The organism is Marinobacter shengliensis (assembly GCF_030297115.1).
Taxonomy (GTDB): domain Bacteria; phylum Pseudomonadota; class Gammaproteobacteria; order Pseudomonadales; family Oleiphilaceae; genus Marinobacter; species Marinobacter shengliensis.
Window position 1 is genome coordinate 659,817 of the sequence record NZ_AP028062.1, and the last position, 21,133, is coordinate 680,949.

The 21,133-nt window shown below is 57.2% G+C and carries 22 protein-coding genes; 11 read left to right on the top strand and 11 right to left on the bottom strand.

The features are described from left to right. Positions 1-161: 161 nt before the first annotated feature. The 3 genes from QUE75_RS03010 to QUE75_RS03020 form a co-directional block, all read right to left on the bottom strand. Entirely contained in the window at positions 162-746 is a 585-nt protein-coding gene (locus QUE75_RS03010; RefSeq protein WP_061332558.1) for a YggT family protein, read from the bottom strand. Positions 747-768: 22 nt separating this feature from the next. Further along, the gene (gene proC, locus QUE75_RS03015; RefSeq protein ID WP_286253545.1) at positions 769-1,602 is read right to left on the bottom strand and encodes a pyrroline-5-carboxylate reductase; all 834 of its coding nucleotides are present in this window, start codon (positions 1,600-1,602) and stop codon (positions 769-771) included. 63 nt (positions 1,603-1,665) lie between these two features. Beyond that, on the bottom strand, positions 1,666-2,379 hold the full coding sequence (locus QUE75_RS03020; protein WP_106694451.1) for a YggS family pyridoxal phosphate-dependent enzyme: 714 nt from the start codon (positions 2,377-2,379) through the stop codon (positions 1,666-1,668). A 52-nt stretch (positions 2,380-2,431) separates the two neighbouring features. Between QUE75_RS03020 and QUE75_RS03025 the strand changes: the two genes are divergently transcribed. The 3 genes from QUE75_RS03025 to QUE75_RS03035 all read left to right on the top strand — a co-directional run bounded on the left by QUE75_RS03025 (position 2,432) and on the right by QUE75_RS03035 (position 6,336). After that, positions 2,432-3,466, top strand: coding sequence for a type IV pilus twitching motility protein PilT (locus tag QUE75_RS03025; RefSeq protein WP_008174189.1), 1,035 nt, complete (start codon positions 2,432-2,434; stop codon positions 3,464-3,466). A gap of 216 nt (positions 3,467-3,682) precedes the next feature. After that, positions 3,683-4,804 carry a PilT/PilU family type 4a pilus ATPase gene (locus QUE75_RS03030; protein ID WP_286253551.1) on the top strand — a complete coding sequence of 374 codons (1,122 nt, stop codon included), beginning with the start codon at positions 3,683-3,685 and terminating at the stop codon, positions 4,802-4,804. Between the two features lie 158 nt (positions 4,805-4,962). Next, positions 4,963-6,336: an OmpP1/FadL family transporter gene (locus QUE75_RS03035; RefSeq protein WP_106694452.1), complete on the top strand. Its 1,374-nt coding sequence runs from the start codon at positions 4,963-4,965 to the stop codon at positions 6,334-6,336. 39 nt (positions 6,337-6,375) lie between these two features. Here QUE75_RS03035 and QUE75_RS03040 read toward each other — a convergent pair whose 3' ends face one another. Both QUE75_RS03040 and polA read right to left on the bottom strand, forming a co-directional pair. Continuing rightward, positions 6,376-6,729, bottom strand: coding sequence for a hypothetical protein (locus tag QUE75_RS03040; RefSeq protein ID WP_106694532.1), 354 nt, complete (start codon positions 6,727-6,729; stop codon positions 6,376-6,378). A 196-nt stretch (positions 6,730-6,925) separates the two neighbouring features. Further along, positions 6,926-9,658 (bottom strand): DNA polymerase I, encoded by a 2,733-nt coding sequence (polA, locus tag QUE75_RS03045; protein ID WP_286253554.1) that lies wholly within the window; start codon positions 9,656-9,658, stop codon positions 6,926-6,928. A gap of 85 nt (positions 9,659-9,743) precedes the next feature. Between polA and QUE75_RS03050 the strand changes: the two genes are divergently transcribed. Next, a complete protein-coding gene (locus QUE75_RS03050) occupies positions 9,744-10,079 on the top strand; it encodes a DUF2782 domain-containing protein (protein ID WP_061332562.1) in 336 nt (111 codons plus the stop codon). Between the two features lie 21 nt (positions 10,080-10,100). Here QUE75_RS03050 and QUE75_RS03055 read toward each other — a convergent pair whose 3' ends face one another. After that, the gene (locus QUE75_RS03055; protein WP_106694453.1) at positions 10,101-10,598 is read right to left on the bottom strand and encodes a fibronectin type III domain-containing protein; all 498 of its coding nucleotides are present in this window, start codon (positions 10,596-10,598) and stop codon (positions 10,101-10,103) included. A 268-nt stretch (positions 10,599-10,866) separates the two neighbouring features. Between QUE75_RS03055 and QUE75_RS03060 the strand changes: the two genes are divergently transcribed. Beyond that, positions 10,867-11,283 carry a hypothetical protein gene (locus QUE75_RS03060; protein ID WP_286253556.1) on the top strand — a complete coding sequence of 139 codons (417 nt, stop codon included), beginning with the start codon at positions 10,867-10,869 and terminating at the stop codon, positions 11,281-11,283. A 72-nt stretch (positions 11,284-11,355) separates the two neighbouring features. Here QUE75_RS03060 and QUE75_RS03065 read toward each other — a convergent pair whose 3' ends face one another. Together QUE75_RS03065 and pyrE are read right to left on the bottom strand one after the other, a co-directional pair. Beyond that, positions 11,356-11,997 (bottom strand): DUF4124 domain-containing protein, encoded by a 642-nt coding sequence (locus QUE75_RS03065; RefSeq protein ID WP_106694454.1) that lies wholly within the window; start codon positions 11,995-11,997, stop codon positions 11,356-11,358. A 2-nt stretch (positions 11,998-11,999) separates the two neighbouring features. After that, a complete protein-coding gene (pyrE, locus tag QUE75_RS03070; RefSeq protein ID WP_061332566.1) occupies positions 12,000-12,638 on the bottom strand; it encodes an orotate phosphoribosyltransferase in 639 nt (212 codons plus the stop codon). An 81-nt stretch (positions 12,639-12,719) separates the two neighbouring features. Between pyrE and QUE75_RS03075 the strand changes: the two genes are divergently transcribed. Further along, on the top strand, positions 12,720-13,526 hold the full coding sequence (locus QUE75_RS03075) for an exodeoxyribonuclease III (RefSeq protein ID WP_106694455.1): 807 nt from the start codon (positions 12,720-12,722) through the stop codon (positions 13,524-13,526). Positions 13,527-13,676: 150 nt separating this feature from the next. Here the strand turns inward: QUE75_RS03075 and rph are convergent, their stop codons facing one another. Then, entirely contained in the window at positions 13,677-14,393 is a 717-nt protein-coding gene (rph, locus tag QUE75_RS03080; protein ID WP_106694456.1) for a ribonuclease PH, read from the bottom strand. Positions 14,394-14,577: 184 nt separating this feature from the next. Between rph and QUE75_RS03085 the strand changes: the two genes are divergently transcribed. After that, positions 14,578-15,447 (top strand): YicC/YloC family endoribonuclease, encoded by an 870-nt coding sequence (locus tag QUE75_RS03085; RefSeq protein ID WP_106694457.1) that lies wholly within the window; start codon positions 14,578-14,580, stop codon positions 15,445-15,447. 36 nt (positions 15,448-15,483) lie between these two features. On the opposite strand, the gene QUE75_RS03090 is transcribed toward QUE75_RS03085, so the two are convergent. After that, positions 15,484-16,368 carry a universal stress protein gene (locus QUE75_RS03090; protein ID WP_286253562.1) on the bottom strand — a complete coding sequence of 295 codons (885 nt, stop codon included), beginning with the start codon at positions 16,366-16,368 and terminating at the stop codon, positions 15,484-15,486. Between the two features lie 184 nt (positions 16,369-16,552). Between QUE75_RS03090 and gmk the strand changes: the two genes are divergently transcribed. The 4 genes from gmk (at position 16,553) to QUE75_RS03110 (ending at position 20,263) form a co-directional block, all read left to right on the top strand. Next, a complete protein-coding gene (gene gmk / locus QUE75_RS03095) occupies positions 16,553-17,185 on the top strand; it encodes a guanylate kinase (RefSeq protein ID WP_286253564.1) in 633 nt (210 codons plus the stop codon). 88 nt (positions 17,186-17,273) lie between these two features. Further along, positions 17,274-17,486 carry a DNA-directed RNA polymerase subunit omega gene (gene rpoZ, locus QUE75_RS03100; protein WP_058091993.1) on the top strand — a complete coding sequence of 71 codons (213 nt, stop codon included), beginning with the start codon at positions 17,274-17,276 and terminating at the stop codon, positions 17,484-17,486. Between the two features lie 171 nt (positions 17,487-17,657). Then, positions 17,658-19,799, top strand: coding sequence for a RelA/SpoT family protein (locus QUE75_RS03105; protein ID WP_106694460.1), 2,142 nt, complete (start codon positions 17,658-17,660; stop codon positions 19,797-19,799). A 77-nt stretch (positions 19,800-19,876) separates the two neighbouring features. Next, positions 19,877-20,263, top strand: coding sequence for a RidA family protein (locus QUE75_RS03110; RefSeq protein WP_011784170.1), 387 nt, complete (start codon positions 19,877-19,879; stop codon positions 20,261-20,263). Here QUE75_RS03110 and QUE75_RS03115 read toward each other — a convergent pair. After that, on the bottom strand, positions 20,256-21,125 hold the full coding sequence (locus tag QUE75_RS03115; protein WP_286253568.1) for a sugar nucleotide-binding protein: 870 nt from the start codon (positions 21,123-21,125) through the stop codon (positions 20,256-20,258). The two genes, QUE75_RS03110 and QUE75_RS03115, sit on opposite strands and share 8 nt — an antisense overlap. Between the last annotated feature and the right edge of the window lie 8 nt (positions 21,126-21,133).

Below are 21,133 nucleotides of genomic sequence, written 5' to 3' on the forward strand. Positions count from 1 at the left end.
GTAGCCTTTTTAGTCAGTTGGGTGGGGTGCGCCAGTCGGCATTTTTTACGGCAGGTCGGGAACTGATGCAAAAAAGGCTTCAGAATCATGTTGTTGACGCTGAAGCCTTCGGTGTTTCGAAATAGATAAAACTGTAACTGAATGTATATCTGTGAGGCAGGTTACATTCCAAGGCCGATGGAGCCGAGACCCGCGGCGATCTTCATATGGTCAATCACCACAGAGATGACGTTCAGTATCAGGAACACAATGATTGGTGACAGATCCAACCCGCCCATGGAAGGCATGACGCTACGCACCGGTCGCATGACCGGCTCGGTAATCTGCGCGACCAGCTGGATAGCCGGGTGGCTGCTTTGCGGGGCAATCCAACTGACCACCACCACGGCAATCACTGACCAGAAGTAGATTTTGACAATCAGGCTGAGCACATTCAAAACGGCCCAGACGAGCAGGGTAATCGGATTGATGCCGGGAATCCCGCCGTTCAGGGCCACCAGGATCAGGAAGAAGGTAATGGCCTGGATAATGACAGCAAGTACCAGCGCTGCCCCATCAATGCCGCCCCAGCCGGGAATGAAACGGCGCAGCGGGCGTAGCGGCGGATTGGTGGCCTTCACCACAAACTGGGAAATCGGGTTATAGAAGTCGGCCCGGGCCAGCTGTAGCAGGAAGCGCAGCAGTACGATGGTCATGTAGAAGGTGGACGCGATCAGCAGGATCGTAATCACAATATCTGCCAGCATGTAGCTGTGTCTCCGTTAACGGTTACTGTTTATCTGCCAGTTCTTTGGACATTTCCCGGGAGCGATCAAACGCCGCGCCATAGGCCTTTTTCACAAGTTGCCGCAGGCCGCCGTCCTCAAAGGTATTCACGGCACGCTCGGTGGTGCCGCCGGGGGACATGACGTTGCGTTTGAGCTGCGCTGGGTCATCGTCGCTGCGGGCCGCCATTTCGGCCGCGCCCGCCATGGTCTGAATAGCCAGTGCCCGAGCGGTTTCAGGTGCGATGCCGGCTTCGGTGGCGGCGCCTTCCAGAGCTTCAAGCATCAAGAAGAAATACGCCGGGCCGCTTCCGGATAGCGCGGTAACGCCGTGCAACTGGTCTTCGTCGTCCACCCACAGCGCTGAGCCGATGCTTTCGAACATCGACTGTACCGATGTCTTCTGTGCGTCTTTGACCTGTGCGTTGGCAAACAGCCCGGCGGCACCCTTGCCAACCAGCGACGGTGTGTTGGGCATCACGCGAACCAGCGGCATGCCGCCGCCAAGCCAGTTGTCCAGAGTCTCAGCGGTCAGGCCTGCGGCGATGGAAACCATCAGCGGGCGGGTGTTCTGCACCACCGGGGCGATGTCGTGGCAGACATCCGCCATCACCTGGGGCTTAACTGCCAACACCACAATATCCGCCTGTTGGGCGCAGTACCGGTTGTCCGTGGTAACGCTGACACCAAAACGCTTCCGGATGGATTGCAGGTGGCCATCGTCAGGGGCGCTTACCCAGATATTACCGGCCTGGTAGCCGTTCTCCAGCATGCCGCCGATGATGGCGCTGGCCATGTTGCCGGCACCTATAAAAGAAATCGTGGGTGATGTGCTCAAGGGTCGCTCCAGGGCTTTGGTCAGTTAATTCGTAGAATGCGATGATAGCAGGAACCAGCGGTTTCAGCTCTGGCTGTGTTTGGATGGCCTTGCCCCAAATAGAGCGGTACCTACGCGAACCCAGGTTGCTCCCTCTGCGATGGCGATCTCGAGATCATCCGACATACCCATAGACAGTGTGTCCATCGGGCCCGCCTCAGGAGACCCCCGTTTAAGCTCCCGCAGGGTATTGGCCAGCTTGCGAAAACTCATCCGCAGATCTGCCTCGGACTGGTCTGGATCGGGAATCGCCATAAGCCCTCGCAATTTTACGTTAGGCAAATCGCCGATCTCATCCACCAGTTCGGGCAGTTCGGACAGGGTGCAGCCGGATTTGCTGTCCTCGTCATTGATGTTGACCTGCAGGCACAGATTCAATGGTGGTAAACCGGGAGGTCTCTGCTCGCTTAGCCGGCGGGCAATCTTCAGCCGGTCAACGCTGTGCACCCAGGCGAACATCTCCGCAATTTGCCGGGTTTTGTTGGACTGGATGGGGCCAATAAAGTGCCACTCAATCTGATCGAGATCCTTCAGGGCTTCAATCTTGTCGAGCGCCTCCTGAAGGTAGTTTTCACCAAAGGCAACCTGGCCGGCACTGGCCGCGACCCTGAGTTCGTCTGGCTGGCGTGTCTTGCTGACTGCCAACAGGCGCACACTGCCGGGGTCCCGGCCTGCCTTCAATGTTGCTTTTTGTATGCGTCGGGTTACGCTCCCGATGTTGTCTGCTATGCTGCTCATAGTGTGAGTTTGCCGCTTCTGGACTAAAAGAAAAAGCCCTCCGAGGAATCCTATGGATATTACTGAACTGCTTGCCTTTTCGGCGAAACAGGGCGCATCGGATTTGCACCTGTCTGCCGGTCTGCCCCCCATGATTCGTGTCGACGGCGACGTGCGCCGCATCAACCTTCCCCCGATGGAGCACAAAGAAGTGCACGGGTTGATCTACGACATCATGAACGACAAGCAGCGTAAGGATTACGAAGAGTTCCTGGAAACCGACTTCTCGTTCGAGGTGCCGGGTGTGGCCCGTTTCCGGGTAAACGCCTTCAACCAGAACCGTGGCGCCGGCGCTGTATTCCGGACCATCCCCTCGAAGGTTCTGACCATGGAAGATCTGGGCATGGGCCAGGTTTTCAAGGACGTGTCTTCGGTTCCCCGTGGTTTGGTACTGGTTACCGGGCCGACAGGTTCCGGTAAGTCGACTACGTTGGCGGCGATGATCGATTACATCAACGATACCCGCTACGAGCATGTGCTGACCATCGAAGACCCCATCGAATTCGTGCACGACTCGAAAAAGTGCCTGGTTAACCAGCGGGAAGTGCACCGGGACACTCTGGGCTTTAACGAAGCCCTGCGCTCAGCCCTGCGGGAAGACCCGGACATCATCCTGGTAGGTGAGCTACGGGACCTGGAAACCATTCGCCTGGCCCTGACCGCCGCCGAAACCGGCCACCTGGTGTTCGGCACCCTGCACACCACCTCCGCTGCGAAGACCATCGACCGGGTGGTTGACGTGTTCCCGGCCGAGGAAAAGTCCATGGTGCGGTCCATGTTGTCGGAATCCCTGCAGGCGGTTATCTCCCAGACCCTGATGAAGAAGATGGGCGGCGGCCGGATTGCCGCCCACGAGATCATGATTGGTACGTCTGCGATCCGTAACCTGATTCGTGAAGACAAGATTGCCCAGATGTACTCTTCTATTCAGACTGGTGGTTCCCTGGGCATGCAGACCCTGGACCAGTGCCTGGAGCGCCTGTTGCAGAAGGGTCTTATTTCCCGTGAAGCAGCGCGGGCCAAGGCCAAGATGCCTGATAACTTTTAATTGGATTGCTCCGGGCCGTGCCGTTGGTGCCAGGAGCGGAAGGGGAGTTCATCGGACTCCCCGAATACAGTTTGACGGGTGGGGCGGGTGCAGCTTCCCGGGACTGTCTGCAGCATGGATGCTGCAGTCAAGCTTACATGGACGTATTTACAGCGTGTCCCGGGAAGCTGCACCCGCCCCACCCAGGCACCAAACAATGAAGACTGGGTACAAAAAATGGAATTCGAAAAACTGTTACGGCTGATGGTGGAAAAAGGCGGTTCGGACCTGTTTATTACAGCGGGTGTGCCGCCGAGCATGAAGGTAAACGGGAAAGTGCTCCCGGTCACCAAAAACGCGCTGACGCCGGAGCAGACGCGGGAGTTCGTCTACGGCTCCATGAACGACAAACAGCGCGCCGAATTCGAAGAAACCCACGAATGTAACTTCGCCATCAGTGCCCGGGGCATTGGCCGTTTCCGGGTGTCAGCGTTCTTCCAGCGCAACCTGTGCGGCATGGTATTGCGACGGATTGAAGTGAAAATTCCCCAGATTGACGACCTGGCGCTGCCCGAGATCGTCAAAGATCTGGCCATGACCAAGCGTGGCCTGATCATGTTTGTGGGCGCCACCGGTACCGGTAAGTCCACCTCCCTGGCCGCCATGCTCGGCCACCGTAACCGCAACAGCCGCGGCCACATCATCTCCATCGAAGACCCCATTGAATTCGTGCACCAGCACCAGGGTTGCATCGTCACCCAGCGGGAAGTGGGTATCGACACCGAAAGCTTCGAGGTGGCCCTGAAAAACACTCTGCGACAGGCGCCTGACGTTATCCTGATTGGTGAGGTGCGTACCCGCCAGACCATGGAGTATTCGGTACAGTTCGCAGAAACCGGCCACCTGTGTCTGGCCACCCTGCACGCCAACAACGCCAACCAGGCCCTGGACCGGATTATCCAGTTCTTCCCGCCGGAACAGCACAACCAGATCTGGATGGACCTCTCCCTGAACCTCCGCGCCATCGTGGCTCAGCAGCTGGTGCCGACGCCGGATGGCAAAGGCCGCAAGGCCGTAATCGAAGTATTGATCAACACGCCGCTGGTGGCGGACCTGATTCGGAAAGCCGAAGTGCACAAACTCAAGGAGTTGATGGCCAAGTCCAACGAATCCGGCATGCAGACGTTTGACCAGGCGTTGTACCGGCTGTACGCCGAAGGCTCCATCACCTATGAAGACGCTTTGGCCCACGCGGATTCCGCGAACGACCTGCGCCTGATGATCAAGCTCGGTGCCGATGCCCAGGGTGCCGACAAGCTGTCATCTTCGGTCGACAAGCTCACCATTCAGGACGATTGATCGAAACCGAACAGCGATCCTCCTTCCAGGCGGCCCTGTCCGGGGCCGCCTTAATACCAAAGTCGTACTTTGTTAGTGCCTGCAACCAGTAGTTTTGGCATTTGAGGCCATTGTGCTGCCCTGCGTATACTCCGCGCGCGACTAACAAAGGAGACAGCATGCACAAGAATACCAATGCCCTCGTAAAGGCCATCCGCTTCGCTACCGTGACAGCTCTCGCCGCCCCAGCCACTGTTTTGGCCGGCGGATTCGCCCTGAACGAGCAGAGCGCCAGTGCCATGGGCACTGCTAATGCCGGTGCGGCGGCTAACCCCGAGAATGCCACTATTGTATTCTTTAACCCCGCTGGCATGAGCCAGTTGTCTGGGACCAATATTTCGTTTGGTGCGGCCTACCTCGACATTGATGCAGAGGCAAAGGGCGGGGCGTCTGCCACTCGGATATCCGGTAATCCTGTCACCCCGGCTGGCCGGGGCGGGGATATAGCCGATGGCGCGTGGCTGCCTAATTTCTACTTGGCCCATGAGGTGAGTGATTCAGTAGACGTCGGTTTTGGTATTCATGCTCCCTACGGGCTGGCCGGTGACTACGAGGATGATTTTGTGGGGCGGTTTTTTGCGGACAAAACCGAGTTAACCGCCATTGCGTTTACACCCTCGATCGCCGTTAACAATGGTCAGGGCCTGTCCATGGGTGCCGGGCTGAATATCATCTATGCTGAGGGCCGGCTTACCAGGAATCAGGATCTTGGGCCGAGTGCGGAGCCGCTCCCGGTCGGCGCAGAACCCTACGCTGACATAGAAGGCGATGATATTGGTGTGACCTTTCGCGTTGGTTTCCTGTACGAACTGTCTGACAAAACCCAGTTTGGCATGACGGCGCAAACCGGTACAGAACTCAACCTTAAGGGTGATATGGAGGTGACGGGTGTTCCCGTCCCAGGTATGCCTGGAGTAACAACAACCCTGAATGAAAAGGTTGAGGTGCCCCTGGCGATTCCCGAGAGCATTACTGTGGGGGCGCGCCATAAACTGACAGATGATGTAACCCTGTTGGCGGGTGCAACATACTCTCGCTGGAGTCGCTTCGAGGAACTGGACATCATTAGCCGTGACCCTAATGGAGAGATCGCGGGCGTTCCGGGTGCGGTGATTAGCCACACTACGGAAAAGTGGGGTAATACCTGGCAATTCAATGTTGGTGGGATATGGCAAGCTACCCCGGCCTGGGCTTTCAAAGCAGGCTATGCCTATGACGAATCACCAGTTGGTGAGTACGTTACCGCCCGTATTCCGTCAACGGATCGTCACTGGCTGACACTGGGCACCCAGTGGAAAGACGTCAATAGTGGCTGGACGGTTGATGCAGCAGTCGGGACCCTGATCTTTGACGGCAACGCCAAAGTAGACGAAGTGTTCTATCAGCATGAGAATCCGACTCAGCAAGATCCGAACTTCGGTGCATCCAACTATCAGGCGGAATACGACCTGAGCGCCTGGAGCGCCGCCATCGAGTTCAGCAAGGCCTTCTAAGCGGCTGTCCTTCTCGATAGCTGATCCGGCCAGTCCGGGTCAGCCTACCACCTGACCACGATAGATAACCTGTTTCTTCCGTGGTCGGGCTTCTTCCCCGCCTGCCTCCTCCTCTGAACCAGCAATCTCCTGCCCGCGATAAGTTTTGGCAGCGGCTGGCGCTGCATCTATCTGCCCCAGCTCCGGCACCCTCTGTTTAAGCGCTTCCCAGGTATGCACCAGATGCTTCGATCGGGTTTTACCTGCGTATTCAGCCAAGTGCTCCGCAAGGTGGTCTTCGTTCAGGTGGAGCTTTACCCCGAATTCAGACTGAATCAGCCGGCGGCACTGTTGCACCAGTTTCAGGTGGGATGGGTCGAATAACCAGTTGCGTTCATTCGCTACGGAATTCATGGAAAGGCCTCGCATCGCTGTCACGGCATAGGGCATCAAAGAGCCCAGACCCTCAGATCTGTGCAGTTTTCGTGCCGTGATCGGGAGGCGCTTGAACGTAGCGGGAAGGCGGAGTGAAGGGGGAAGGGTGCCCTGTCATTGTGCTTTTCCAGTGAAAATGAACAAAAACAGGGCGTTATCGGGTTAGGTTTCAGGTCTAGTGAGCTTGGTCCCAGTTGTCGCCAGTGCCGGCTTCTACCAGTAACGGTACGTCCAGCTTGGCGGCAGCCTGCATTCGCTGCACCAGGCCCTTGCGCACAGTCTCCAGAGCCTCTTCCCGCACTTCGATGATCAGTTCATCGTGCACCTGCATGGTCATCCAGGCATCGTCGGCATGCTCTGTGTGCAGCCACTGGTCCACATCGATCATCGCCCGCTTGATTATGTCGGCAGCGGTCCCCTGCATGGGCGCGTTGATTGCGGTGCGCTCGGCAGCCTGTTGCAGCTGTTTGTTCCGGGCGTTGATCTCCGGCAGGTACAGGCGGCGGCCGTACAGGGTTTCCACGTAGCCATCGTCGTGGGCCTGTTTGCGGATGTTATCCATGTATTTGAGTACGCCCGGGTAACGTTCGAAATAGCGGTCGATGTATTCCTGGGCGGTCTTGCGGTCGACCTCCAGCTGGCGGGCCAGGCCGAAAGCCGACATGCCGTATATCAGGCCAAAGTTGATGGCTTTGGCGCTGCGGCGTTGGTCGGAGCTGACCTCGATCAGGCTCACGCCGAAGACCTCGGCGGCGGTGGCTTTGTGAATGTCTTCACCATGTTCGAAGGCCCTCAGCAGGCCCTTGTCGCCAGACAGATGCGCCATGATTCGCAGCTCGATCTGGGAATAGTCCGCCGCCAACAGTTTGTAGCCTTCCGGCGCGATGAAGGCCTGGCGAATGCGGCGGCCTTCCGGAGTGCGGATAGGAATGTTCTGCAGGTTCGGCTCGGAGGACGACAGGCGCCCCGTGGCAGTCACCGCCTGATGGTAGGAGGTGTGTACACGGCCGGTGCGGTGATGGATCAGCTCTGGCAGGGTGTCCGTGTAGGTGGACTTCAACTTGCTCAGGCTGCGGTGCTCTACAATCAGTCGGGGCAGTTCGTGCTCATGGGCCAGTTCCTGCAATACTGGCTCGGCGGTGGAGGGTGCACCCTTCGGAGTTTTCTTGATCACGCGCAGGCCGAACTTGTCGTACAGAATGGCCTGCAACTGCTTGGTGGACCCCAAGTTGAAGCTTTCGCCGGCCACCTCGTGGGCCTCTTTCTCCAGTTCCGCCATGCGCTCGGCCAGTTCCTGGCTGTGCTGGCGCAGGGTGCTGGCGCTAATCAGAGTGCCTCTTTGTTCCATGCGTGACAGCACCGGTACCAGCGGCAGGTCGATCTCCCGGTACACCGATTCCAGCTTGCCGGTTTCTTTCAGTTTCGGGCTCAAAGTCTGGTGCAGGCGAAGGGTAATGTCGGCGTCTTCGGCTGCGTAGGGGCCTGCTTTCTCCAGATCAATCTGATTGAAGGTGAGCTGCTTGGCGCCCTTTCCGGCGATGGATTCGTAAGTAATGGTTTGCTCGCCCAGATACTCCCGGGCCAGGCTATCCATGTCGTGGCGGGTGGCCACTGAGTTGAGTACATAGGACTCCACCATGGTGTCGTCGCCGATGCCCTCCAGCTGGATACCATGGTTGGCGAGCACGTTCTTGTCGTACTTCAGGTTCTGGCCGATCTTGTTCACGTCCGGGCTTTCCAGCAGGGGTTTGAGCTGGTTAAGCACATGGTCGCGGTCCAGTTGATCCGGTGCCCCCATGTAATCGTGGCCCAGAGGTACATAGGCCGCTTCCCCCGGCTCGATAGCAAAAGACACACCCACGATTTCGGCGTCCATATAGCGCAGGCTGGTGGTTTCGGTGTCGAAAGCGAATTGGTCGGCGGCTTTCAGTCGTTGCAGCCAGGTATCCAGCTCTCCCTGCTCGGTAACCACGGAATACTGTTTCTCTACCGGTTTTGCGGATTCCTGCTCGGTGGAGCGCTCACGTTGGTCGCTGGCGGAACCTTCGGTGTTCTCCAACTCAGCAATCCAGCTGCGGAATTCGTATTCCTTGAACAGTTCCAGCAGGGAATTGTCGTCCTGTTCCCGCTCCTGCAGATCTTCCAGGCCGAAGTCCAGGTCGACATCCAGGCGGATGGTGGCCAGTTCCCGGCTCAGGGGCAGGGTGCCGGCGGCTTCCCGCAGGTATTCACCGATCTTGCCTTTGATTTCGTCGGCGTGTTCGATCAGGTTGTCGAGATCGTTGTAAGTCTGCAGCCATTTCACCGCGGTTTTCGGGCCACATTTGTTCACGCCCGGAATGTTATCCACCTTGTCACCCACCAAGGCCAGGTAGTCGATGATCTGTTCCGGGGTCACCCCGAATTTCTCGATCACCCCCTCCCGATCCATGGCGGTTTCAGTCATGGTATTGATCAGGGTCACGTGATCGCTCACCAGCTGGGCCATGTCTTTGTCGCCGGTGGAGACCACCACATCGATACCCTTGCTGGTGGCTTCGTAGGCCAGGGTGCCAATGATGTCATCGGCCTCCACGCCCGGAACAATCAATAGGGGGAGCCCCATGGCGCGGACGATTTCGTGGATCGGTTCGATCTGAACGGCCAGATCTTCCGGCATGGGTGGCCGGTTGGCCTTGTACTCTTCATAGATGTCATGGCGGAAGGTTTTGCCTTTGGCATCGAACACCACCACCACCTTGGAGCCGGGGAAATCCTGCTCAAGACGCCGAAGCATGCTGATAACGCCCTTGATGGCTCCGGTCGGATGGTTTTTGCTGGTAGTCAGTGGTGGCAGCGCATGGTAAGCGCGAAACAGGTAGGACGATCCGTCAACAAGAACCACGGGTGGGGTCTTTTTCTCAGTCATATCAAAGCCGGTCCGGAATCTGATTGAAGCGTGGGTTGGCTTGTGCAACTCTAGCCAGAAAGATGAACGAAAGGGTACCACGAAAATGAAACGAATCGCCTGTTCCGCCATGTTGGCTGGGCTTGTGTCATTACCGGTGATGGCGCAGCAAGAAGGCTCGCTGGATGCCACCCCGGTGGTCACGCCCCAGGAGCCTGTGGTTATTTCCGATTACCAACCCCCGGAAGGCGGGCCGGAAATTGTGATCCGGCCGGGGGAGAATGAAGTGTTCTATGAATACCGCGTGAATGGCCAGCTTATGGAAATCAAGGTGGTGCCTAACGTCGGGCCCGAATACTACCTGGTACCATCTGGTGGTGGCTGGATACAGGACACTGAGTCTGACCTGCTGATTCCAAGCTGGGTGATCTTCCGCTGGTAACCTGGCACCTTTCCTTTGCGCTCAGATCAGGTTGACTTCCACCGGGTCTGAGCGTCGGCTTTCAAGCCCATCCACATCGACCGTCGTAATCGAGAACTCGTAGGCGCCGGGGGGCATGTCCTCAAGGCGGTAACGGGTTGTGCTGGCATCGTTCAGCGGAATGATATTGAAATCATTCTTGTGCTTCATCCGGTAATAGATGCGATACCCAGAGATCTGGCCCGGTGCCAGTGACGAGCCATCTTCGCGGGTCATCGGTGGGTTCCAGGCCAGGGTGCGGGGGCTTCCGGTATTATCCGCAGGATACTGACTCTCCTTTGCCGTGGGCGATTGCCCCAGTGTGGCCAGGAGGTTTGATTGTGCTTGTTTCAGCCGGGCATCTGAGACTTCCGAGGCGCGCTGTGTGTCGAGTTTGCTGGCGCGAGTGTCTTCCTGACAGCCAGTGATCATGGAGGAAAGGGCAATAATCAGAAGGCAAAGCGCAGCCTGGCCGGGCAGGGGTGGCAGTAGAATTTTCATGGTCAACTCGCATACGGAGCCGTGGAAGGCTCTCTGGTTACTGATCGTATGGAGCCTGAATAAAACCGGGAGACGGGCTACCTGAATCAAGATGCGATTATGCCAGCCGCTACCTTTCGATCAAGTGAACAATCTGTAAAAACCGAAAACTGGTTTTAGTATGAACATTCTAATTTTTATCCGTACCTTGGCAGGTGAAAGTTACCAAAGGCACGCAGAAGCGAGGGCTTGTGGTGCCGAAACGATCCTAATATCAAGGAGAACTACCATGGGTAAACTTAAATCCTACCAGGAACAACTGCAGGAAATCGTTGAGAAAGGCATCAACGCCGCGGAAGAGCAGCAGAAGAAGCTGGCTTCCAAGCCGTTCGATTACGCAGAGAAGCTGGAAGCGGAAGCCCGCGAATACAGCGTCAAGACCCTGCGCAAGCGTTACACTGGTTACTCCGAGAACCTGTTCGAGCAGCTGCGTAGCCTGAACAGCCGTTTCGGCAACTTTGCGGCCGAACTGGTTGCCAAGCTGGAGAAAGAAGCTGCAGAAGGCGCTGACGCCGTTTCCGGCGCCGCCGAAGACGTTGCGGAAGCAGCCCAGGATGCCAAGAAGTCAGTCACTGCCAAGAAGCCGGCCGCTCGTAAGCCTGCGGCTCGCAAGACGGCAGCCAAGAAGGAAACAGCTTCCGCCTGATCATAACGGCGAGCTGTAACCACAAAGGGCGCTCTGGTGAGCGCCCTTTGTCATTTCCGCTAACACAAACGTTTATTCCGGCTCCAGGGGGAGTGTCCGCTCCTGGCCAGTAACGACTTCCAATCTTTTGATATCCGCCTCAAATTCCTTTTTCATCGCACTGATGTCTTGTTGTTGGGCGGCAATCTCCCGTTCCACGTCGCGGATCTGTGACTCCAGCCGACGAATCCGTTCCAGGGTAGCTTCCGGAATATCCCTGCCGGCCCGCTCCATATCGGCTGCCCGGCTTTGCTCGTTGTCAAGTTGACTGGAAATCACGGAAATATTGCCGCGCTTTAACTGGATGATCCCTTCCAGCTCGCGAATCTTCCGATGCATGGCGCGAACAGCCTGGTCTGGATGGCTGAAGCGCTTCAACAGCTGGCGATCCTGCTCCTGTTGAATCTCGGCCTGACGTTGGCGCTCTTTTTCCGCTTCCCGGGCGGCGATTTCCTCGGCTGTGGGGGCGGGTGGAATGGTTTCAATCACCCGGCCATTGGTGCTGAGGATGTCGTAGCCGCGTTTGGTAGCCTCCTGCGGGATGGTGCTACTGATCACCAGTTGACCGTTGTCATCCGTGTAACGATACATATTGGCCTGCACACTGGCGGACAGCAGCAGTCCTGCTGCGGCCAGGCTGGCAATAACCGTTGATTTGGACACACGGTGGTGCATGGTCAGACTCCGTAACGGTCCCGGTAGCTGGCCACTGTTTCCGCGTGACCGGCAAACTCCGGATTGGACTTCAGGTAGTCCAGTACCTGCTCAAGACGAATGATGCTGACAACGGGGATGCCGAATTCCTGCTCCACTTCCTGGATGGCGGATAACTCGCCATTGCCTTTCTCCTGCCGGTCCAACGCAATCAGCACGCCGGCGGGCTCCGCGCCAGCGGCACGAATGAGGTCGATGGATTCCCGAATGGCGGTGCCGGCAGTGATTACGTCATCCACAATCAGTACCTTACCTTGTAGTGGGGCTCCGACAATATTGCCACCCTCACCATGATCTTTCTTTTCTTTGCGATTGAAGGCAAACGGTTTGCTGTTACCGTCTGTTGCAAGGGCCATAGCGGTCACTGTGGCCAACGGAATGCCCTTATAGGCGGGGCCGAAAATAATGTCATAATTCAGGCCGCTGCGTTCGATGGCTGCGGCATAGGCTTTGCTTAGCTGTAACAGGTCGTTTCCGGTATTGAATAGCCCAGCGTTGAAAAAGTAGGGGCTGGTTCGGCCGGATTTGAGCGTGAACTCTCCAAAGCGCAGAACATTCCGCTCAATGGCAAACTCGATAAAATTTTGCTGATAGTCGTGCATGGCAAGGCTTCTGGCGGGGTTTGATCTTTAATTAAAGCGTAAAACCGGTATCATACACACAAACCGAATCAGGGAACATGTATGCGGGTAGTTACAATCAGCGTCAATGGTCTTGAACAGGCCGTTGAGAAGGGTTTTTTTGACTGGCTTGCAGAGCAGGACGCTGATGTCGTCTGTGTGCAGGACCACCGCATGCGTGCTTATGAAGTAGAAGACAAAAACCTGATTCCGGAAGGCTATGAGGCTTACTTTATTGATGGTGAGTTGAACGAACACGGTGGTGTGGGTATCTACACTCGCCATTTTCCGAAGGCCATCATGTACGGGTTTGCTAATGAGCAGGCAGACCGCGAAGGTCGCTTTATCCAGGCGGATTTCGACAAGGTCTCCGTGGCTTGCGTGCTGGCGCCCTGCGCCCTTGGTCGGGAGGACGAGCTGATTGGCGAAGACGACCTGACCGTGCTCGACCACAAAGACGAGTTCATGGAAGCCTTTGGCCTGCATATGCAGAAGACCCTGCGCAAGCGTCGTCAGTTTATTTTCTGCGCCAATCTGCAGACCGCCCACCACGTGACGGACGCCAGCCCGCTGTACCACAAGACGGATTTTTCCGGTTTCCTGCCCCATGAGCGTGCATGGCTTGATCGCCTGTTTGATGAGATGGGCTGCATTGATGGTTTCCGGGAAATCAACAAGCAGAGCAATCAGTTCACCTGGTGGCCAGAGCAAACCGAGGGTTCCCGCAAGAAGGCGGGTATTCGGGTGGATTATCAGCTGCTGACGCCGGGTATTCGCAAGACCATCCGTGATGGCTGGATTGATGAAGACACCCGTTTCTCTGATCACGCGCCGGTGATCATGGATTACGACATCGAAATCGGCCTCTGAGAAGCGGGGCCGCGTGTCCGGAGGGGGAGACCTTTCCGGGACACGCTACGAGCACATCCATGTGCGCTCCGCTCCGGCCATCCTTGGCCGGAGAGGGTCCCGGAAAGGTCTCCCCCTCCGAACCCGCTACCTGTGCATCTGGCGTCTAACTTACTCAGCCAGCGCCGCTTTCTGAAGCTCAAACAACTGATCAATCGCCTTCCGCGCCAACGCCAGCATCGAATCCAGTTCTGACTGCTCAAACGGTGAGCCTTCCGCAGTTCCCTGAATCTCGATGAAGCCGCCCTTATCGGTCATGATGACGTTCATGTCGGTTTCCGCTTCGGAATCCTCCGGATAGTCCAGGTCCGCTACCGGCGTGCCTTTGTAAACGCCAACGGAGACCGCTGCCACCATTTGAACAAGGGGAGATTTCTTCAGGCGTTTGGTGGCTACCAGGTGGTTCAAAGCGTCAACCAATGCCACGCAGCCACCGGTGATGGCCGCTGTTCGGGTGCCGCCGTCGGCCTGGATAACGTCGCAGTCGATGGTGATGGAGTGTTCACCCAGGGCGCTCAGGTCTACCGCAGCGCGCAGGCTGCGGCCGATCAGGCGTTGGATTTCCACGGTGCGGCCACCCTGTTTGCCGCGGGCAGCTTCGCGGCCCATGCGGCTGCCGGTGGAGCGGGGCAGCATGCCGTACTCGGCGGTGATCCAGCCTTTGCCTTCACCGCGCAGGAATGGCGGTACCTTGTTCTCAACAGAGGCGGTACAGATGACTTTTGTATCACCGAACTCTACCAGTACCGAGCCTTCGGCATGGCGGGTGTAGTTGCGGGTGATGCGGACGTCTCTGGGTTGCTCGGGCGTTCTGCCACTTGGTCGCATAGTGTGTCCTGTCTATGAAAATACATGTCCGGGCGGTGCCGGTCGGAATCGGTGAAAGGTCCGCGAGTATAACACGTAGCAAGCACGGGGCGGTGGGCTTGCCGGGTGATCTTTGGTCGGGTTCGCCGCCTGGGCAAATACCCTGTTAAACTCGATGCTTCTGTTCATCGGTTATGGAGCCAATATGATCCGCAGCATGACTGCTTTTGCCCGCAAGGATACCCAGGGTGACTGGGGTACGCTCACGTGTGAGATCCGTACCGTAAATCACCGCTACCTGGAGCCGTCTTTCCGTTTGCCGGAGGCGTTCAGGGAACTGGAGAACCGGTTTCGAGAAGAGCTGCGTAGTCAGGGGTTAAAGCGGGGCAAGGTGGATATCTCCATGCGCCTGCAGTCTGCCGAGAACGAGGTGCAGAGCTTCGAGATCAGCGATGAGATGGCCAAGGCGGTGAACGAGGCAGCCAACCACATCAACCGCATTCTCGATAACCCCGCCCATATTAATGCACTGGATATTCTGCGTTGGCCAGGCGTGATGTCTTTGCCGGAGAAAGACTACAGCGCGGCGAAAGAGGCGGCTGCCGGCCTTTTCAAAGACACGGTCCAAGAGCTGATGTCCGTTCGCGAACGGGAGGGCGAGCGCTTGAGGCCGTTATTTGAGGATCGTCTGGCCACCATGGGCAAGCTGGTGGCAGAAGTGCGGGAGAAAATGCCGCAGCTGCTGGCCGCCCAGGAGCAGAATCTGCGGGATCGCTTCGATAAAGCAAAAGTGGAGCTGGAGCCGGAGCGTGTGGCCCAGGAAATGGTGATGCTGGCGCAGAAGAGTGATGTGGCCGAGGAACTGGACCGGCTGGAGGCTCATATCAGTGAAGTGACCGATACCCTGAAAAACGATGATGCCATCGGCCGGCGGCTGGATTTCCTGATGCAGGAGCTGAACCGGGAAGCCAATACCCTCAGCAGTAAAAGTATTGACGCGGCGGTTACCCGCGCGGCGGTGGACCTCAAGGTTTTGATCGAGCAAATGCGGGAACAGGTGCAAAACCTTGAATGATTGTCGCGGGCCGAAGTAGGTCGGCCCGTTTCTGCCTTATTCCTTCTCGGCCGGTTTAATGGCCACGAGATCGGTCCTCAGGTGAGTCAGCACTTTCTCAGCCGTATTGCCGACAACTTTGGCCGCCAGACCGGTTTTGCCGGTGGTGCCCATGACCACCATATCAGCCTTGATTTTGTTGGCGACACTCGGGATCACTTTTTGTGCCGGGCCAGCGACAATGTGAACCTGCTCCGGGTTCAGGTGCCAGGTGTTGCGCAGGTGTTCGATTCTGGGCTTCAGTTCTTCCTCGCGCTTGCGCGTATGGGCGGCGGTATCAATGATGTCCAGATCAGCCAGCACCACCGACGTGTGTAGCGCATGCACCAGGTGCAGTTCGGTATCCATGGCCTTGGCCAGCTGCCAGGCATGATCAATAATCCGGTTGTTCAGGGCCCGTTTGACCGGCTTCTCCGAGCTCAGGTCAATGGCGGCCAGAATCGGGTGTGCTTTCTTCCATTTGTTGTCTGCCACCAGCATCACCGGCGCCGGGCATTCCCGAATCAGGTGCCAGTCGGTGGGCGTGTACAGGAACGTCTCGGATCGATGCCCGGTTTTCACCACGGTGCTGATATTCTCGCGTTCGCAATGCTCGTTAATCCATTGGTGAATCTGCTTGGCCCAGACAGTGTGGGCGACCACGTTCAGGTCGTCGCAGTCTGCCAGTGCCAGCATTTTCTCCAGCCATTCCTGGCGTAACTCGATCAGTGCCGTCCGAGCATTGTTCTGAATCACCGGGTCGGAGGGGAGGGCGTCGAGATATTCATGCACGAAGGCCACAATCTCGAGGCTGGCACCGGTTGCCCGGGCCAGTTCAATACCCCGGCTCAGTGCGGTCTGGTGCTTGTGTTTCGGGTCCATGATGATCAGGAGTTTGTCCATTCCGGGCTTCCACTAATCGGCAGATTCAGGGTGAGGGGCTGATGGCCCCGGTGTACGGGTTTAACACGCTATATTATCAGTAGAACACGGCTCGGGATGCGCATATAAGTCAAACCCCGTATAATTCACCGCTTTCTCGCAGGCCCCCGGGGGCTGCGCAAACTGTATTTGGAGTCAGTAAGCCATGAGCCAGGCCGGTGAGCAGGGTACCCTGTTTGTAATTTCCGCTCCCTCGGGCGCGGGCAAAACCAGCCTTGTCGCGGAAATGCTCCGTCAGGATTTGCAGCTGGGTGTGTCGGTGTCTCACACCACCCGGCCCATGCGCACCGGCGAGCAAGACGGCGTGAATTACCACTTCGTCAGCCGTGATGAGTTCGAGGCGATGATTGCCGAGGGCGATTTCCTGGAGCATGCCGATGTTTTCGGCAATTACTACGGCACCTCACATGCGTGGGTCCGCGAGACCCTGGCGACAGGTCGGGATGTCATCCTGGAAATTGACTGGCAGGGCGCCGAGCAAGTTCGCCGCCTGGTTCCCGAGTGCGTCGGTATCTTTATTGTGCCGCCCTCCGCGGAGGTGCTGCGTGAGCGCCTGATTGGCCGCGGCACCGATGCGCCGGAGGTGATCGAGCGCCGGTTGGCAGAGGCGGAAGAAGAGTGTCGGCACGCTGCCGAGTTTGACTACCTGGTGGTGAACGACGATTTCGGCGTGGCATTGGCTGACCTGCTGGCCATCACCCGCGCCCAGCGACTGAAAATGTCGGTGCAACAGTTGCGCCACGGCAAACTGCTGGCGGGTCTGGTCAGTCGGGATTGAATCTGGTTTTCCCTGTATACAAATTGAACCGGGGACAGTAAACTACGTGGTCTGCTAAATTAGTGATTCTTTTTTGTCGGGGAAGATAATGGCACGAGTTACCGTTGAAGATTGTCTGGAAAACGTTGATAACCGCTTCCAGTTGGTCATGCTGGCCACCAAGCGCGCCCGCCAGATTGCCACCAAAGGTTCAGAGCCTATGGTAGCTGAAGAGAATGACAAGCCGACGGTTATCGCCCTGCGTGAAATCGCCGAAGGTAAGGTTACTCGCGATCTGCTGACCGAAGACGACGACGAGTAAAATCGACGGCAGGAGTGCGTACATTTACCTGCCAGCGATTGAGACCCATTGAAATCTGTCACCGCAGTTTTATAGTGTAGCTATAGAAACCTGCTGGAAGGACAAGGAAAGGCCCGGATGCATGCATTCGGGCTTTTTTGTCCCTGGCGAACAGAGAACACTGGAGGCGCGGTGTCGGAAGAGGCAACGGTTGAAGAACTGGCCAAAGAGCTCAGTTCGTATCTGGATACCAGTCGCATCAATCAGGTGCGAAGGGCTTACTATTACGCGGAGCAGGCCCATGAAGGGCAGATGCGTAAAAGTGGCGACCGTTACATTACCCACCCTCTGGCCGTAGCCCATATCCTTGCCGAGCTGAGACTGGACCATCAAAGCCTGATGGCCGCCATGCTCCACGATGTTATTGAAGACACCGGAATTCCCAAAGACGCGCTGACAGAACAGTTCGGTGAAGACGTCGCGGAGCTGGTGGACGGTGTCTCAAAACTGACCCAGATTGAATTCCGCTCCCGAGCCGAAGCCCAGGCCGAGAATTTCCAGAAAATGACCCTGGCCATGGCCAAGGATATCCGGGTAATCCTGGTCAAACTGGCAGACCGCCTGCACAACATGCGCACGTTGGGGCCGATGCCCTATGAAAAGCGCCAGCGCATTGCCACCGAAACCCTGGATATCTATGCCCCGATTGCGAACCGGCTCGGGATGCATGCCATCTCCACAGAGCTGGAAGATCTTGGTTTCTCCTCGCTGTACCCAATGCGGTCCAAGTACATTTCCAAGGCGGTCGACAAGCTGCGGGGCAGCCACCGGGAGATCATTGATGAGATTCGGGGCAAGCTGCAGGAGAAACTGGAAGAACGTGGTTTGCCCGGGCGCATTCAGGGCCGGGAGAAGCACCTGAACTCCATCTACAACAAGATGAAGTTCAAACAGAAATCCTTTCATGAAATCATGGATGTCTATGCGTTTCGGATCATCACAGACACGGAAGACGATTGTTACCGTATTCTGGGTGCCGTGCACAGCCTCTACAAACCGCTGCCGGGCCGCTTCAAAGACTATATTGCCATGCCCAAGGCCAACGGCTACCAGTCGTTGCATACAACCCTTTTCGGGATGCACGTCAACATCGAGATCCAGATCCGCACCGAGGAAATGGAGCATATCGCCAATAACGGGATTGCCGCGCACTGGATGTACAAAACCGACGATTCCGGAGTCACCAACATCAATCAGTCCAGGGTTGATCGATGGGTGAAAGGGTTGATGGAAATGCGGGAGCGGGCGGATGACTCGATGGAGTTCATCGAGCACGTAAAGGTTGACCTGTTCCCTGACGAAATCTACGTGTTCACGCCTAAAGGGCGCATCATGGAATTGCCCAGCGGCGCCACATCGGTTGATTTTGCCTACGCCATTCACACCGATATCGGCAACGCTGCGGTTGCCTGCCGGATCAACCGCAACCTCGCCTCCCTGAGCCAGCCGCTGCAAAGTGGTCAGACCGTCGAGATCATCACCGCGCCCGGCGCCAAGCCGAACCCCGCCTGGTTGAGCTTTGTGGTTACCGGTAAGGCCCGCAGCAGCATTCGACATGTGTTGAAAACCCGCAAGCGGGCAGAGTCCATCGAGCTGGGCAGAACCCTGCTGAAAAAGTCCCTGAAAGGATTCGGTGCCAAGCTGGCGGACATTAGCGATGCCCAGAAACAGGCCGTGGTGAACCACAATCAGGTCAACAGTTTTGATGACCTGATCGGCGATATCGGGCTGGGCAATCGCATGGCTTACCTGGTGGCGCGGCAGCTGGTATCTGGCAATGAAGCGCTGGATGGTCCGGCCAGTCTGGAGAATGTGGAGGTCGACAAACAGGGTGCGGTGACCATTCGCGGTACCGAAGGCATGCTGGTGCGCTTTGCCAACTGCTGCAAACCGATTCCGGGCGACCCGGTGGTCGGCATGATGGATTCCGGCAATGGCATGGTCATTCATTCCGACACATGCTCCCGTCTGCCGGAAGACGACGAAGGCCGTGCCCGCCTGACCCACTTGAAATGGGCCAAAGACATCACCGATGAGTTCTCAGTGGAGCTGCGGGTAGAGCTGGAGCGCCAGCGCGGTGTGATTGCAGAAATGGCCAACGCTGTTGCCATGGCCGATGGCAACATCGAGCGGATTAACGTGGAGGAGCAGAATGCCAAGTTCGGTATTGTCAGCCTGGTGGTTCACGTGAATGGCCGTAAACACCTGGCGCGGGTGATGCGCCGGGTGCGCAACATTCGGGCGGTGACCCACATCAGCCGGGTTCGCCATTGACCAGACCGAGGTATGGTTGACAGTGGCCACGGCGAAGGGTGACGATTGGCGTTTTGAACGAGAGGAAATTACAGGTCATGACCAACAAATCTGTCATCCAGACTGAAAACGCCCCCCAGGCGATTGGTACATACTCCCAGGCGGTGAAAGCCGGGGACACCGTGTATTTGTCTGGCCAGATTCCGCTGGACCCGGAAACCATGGAAGTGGTCGCAGGTGACTTTGCCGCCAAGACCCGCCAGGTGTTTGAAAACCTGAAGGCCGTGTGCGAGGCCGCTGGCGGTGAGCTGAAAGACATCGTCAAACTGAACATTTACATGACCGACCTGGCCAACTTTGCCACCGTGAATGAAATCATGGCGACCTATTTCCAGGAACCCTACCCGGCACGCGCTGCCGTGGGCGTGGCAGCGTTGCCGAAAGGTGTGCCTGTGGAAATGGAAGCCGTGATGGTGCTCAGCTAAGGCCGTCGATGAGTTCCCGGTATCCTGCCTTGTAATCGGGGTACCGGAACTCAAAGCCGGTGGCCAGCAGGCGCTGATTGCTGCATCGCTTGCTGCCGGCTCTGCCTCCCTTACGAGCACCCTCCACCGGATCTTTACACGGCACCTGCTGCCGAACCCACGCTACCACGTCATCCAGCCGCACCGGCTCGCAATCACTACCAATGTAGAGATCGTCCAGTGGTTCTCCCTTTATGGCTTTTTCAGTCAGCCAGGCGACCGCCCGGGCTGCATCCTGCTCGTGGATCCGGTTACTGAATGGGGCAGGGGGCTCTGGGTTCATTCGCCCTTCAAGCACCTCCTCCAGAAAGCGTTGACGGCTGTTGCCGTAAATGCCGCTGAACCGGACCACGGTGGCCGGGTGAATGCTGTTCAGGGCGGTCTGTTCGCCTTCGAGAATGAGTTTCCCGGTGAAGCGGTCTGGCCTGGCCTCACTGTGTTCATCCACCCAGCTGTCGTCGTTCTGGGCGTACACGCTGGTGCTGCTGATGAACAGGAGTCTGGTTAATAAATTCGGACCCAGGGCATTGATCAGGTTCTGTAGTCCGGTGACGTAGGCACCCCGGTAACCCTGTTCGTCGTAGCTTGATGGTGTCAGGCAATAAATCACCACATCAAGATTTTCTGGCAACTGGCCCGTCAGGGTGTCTGGCCGGGTCAGGTCGGCACCTATACCTGTAACTCCCGGCGGTACCTTGTGTGGGTTCCGGCGCAAGCCGTACACGTCAGCCGTCTCGGCCAGCAAGGAGGCGATGTCGCCACCCAGCTTGCCGCAGCCCGCCACCAGGATTCGCGTTGAATGTTTGCGATCCGTCATTGCCATAGACAATT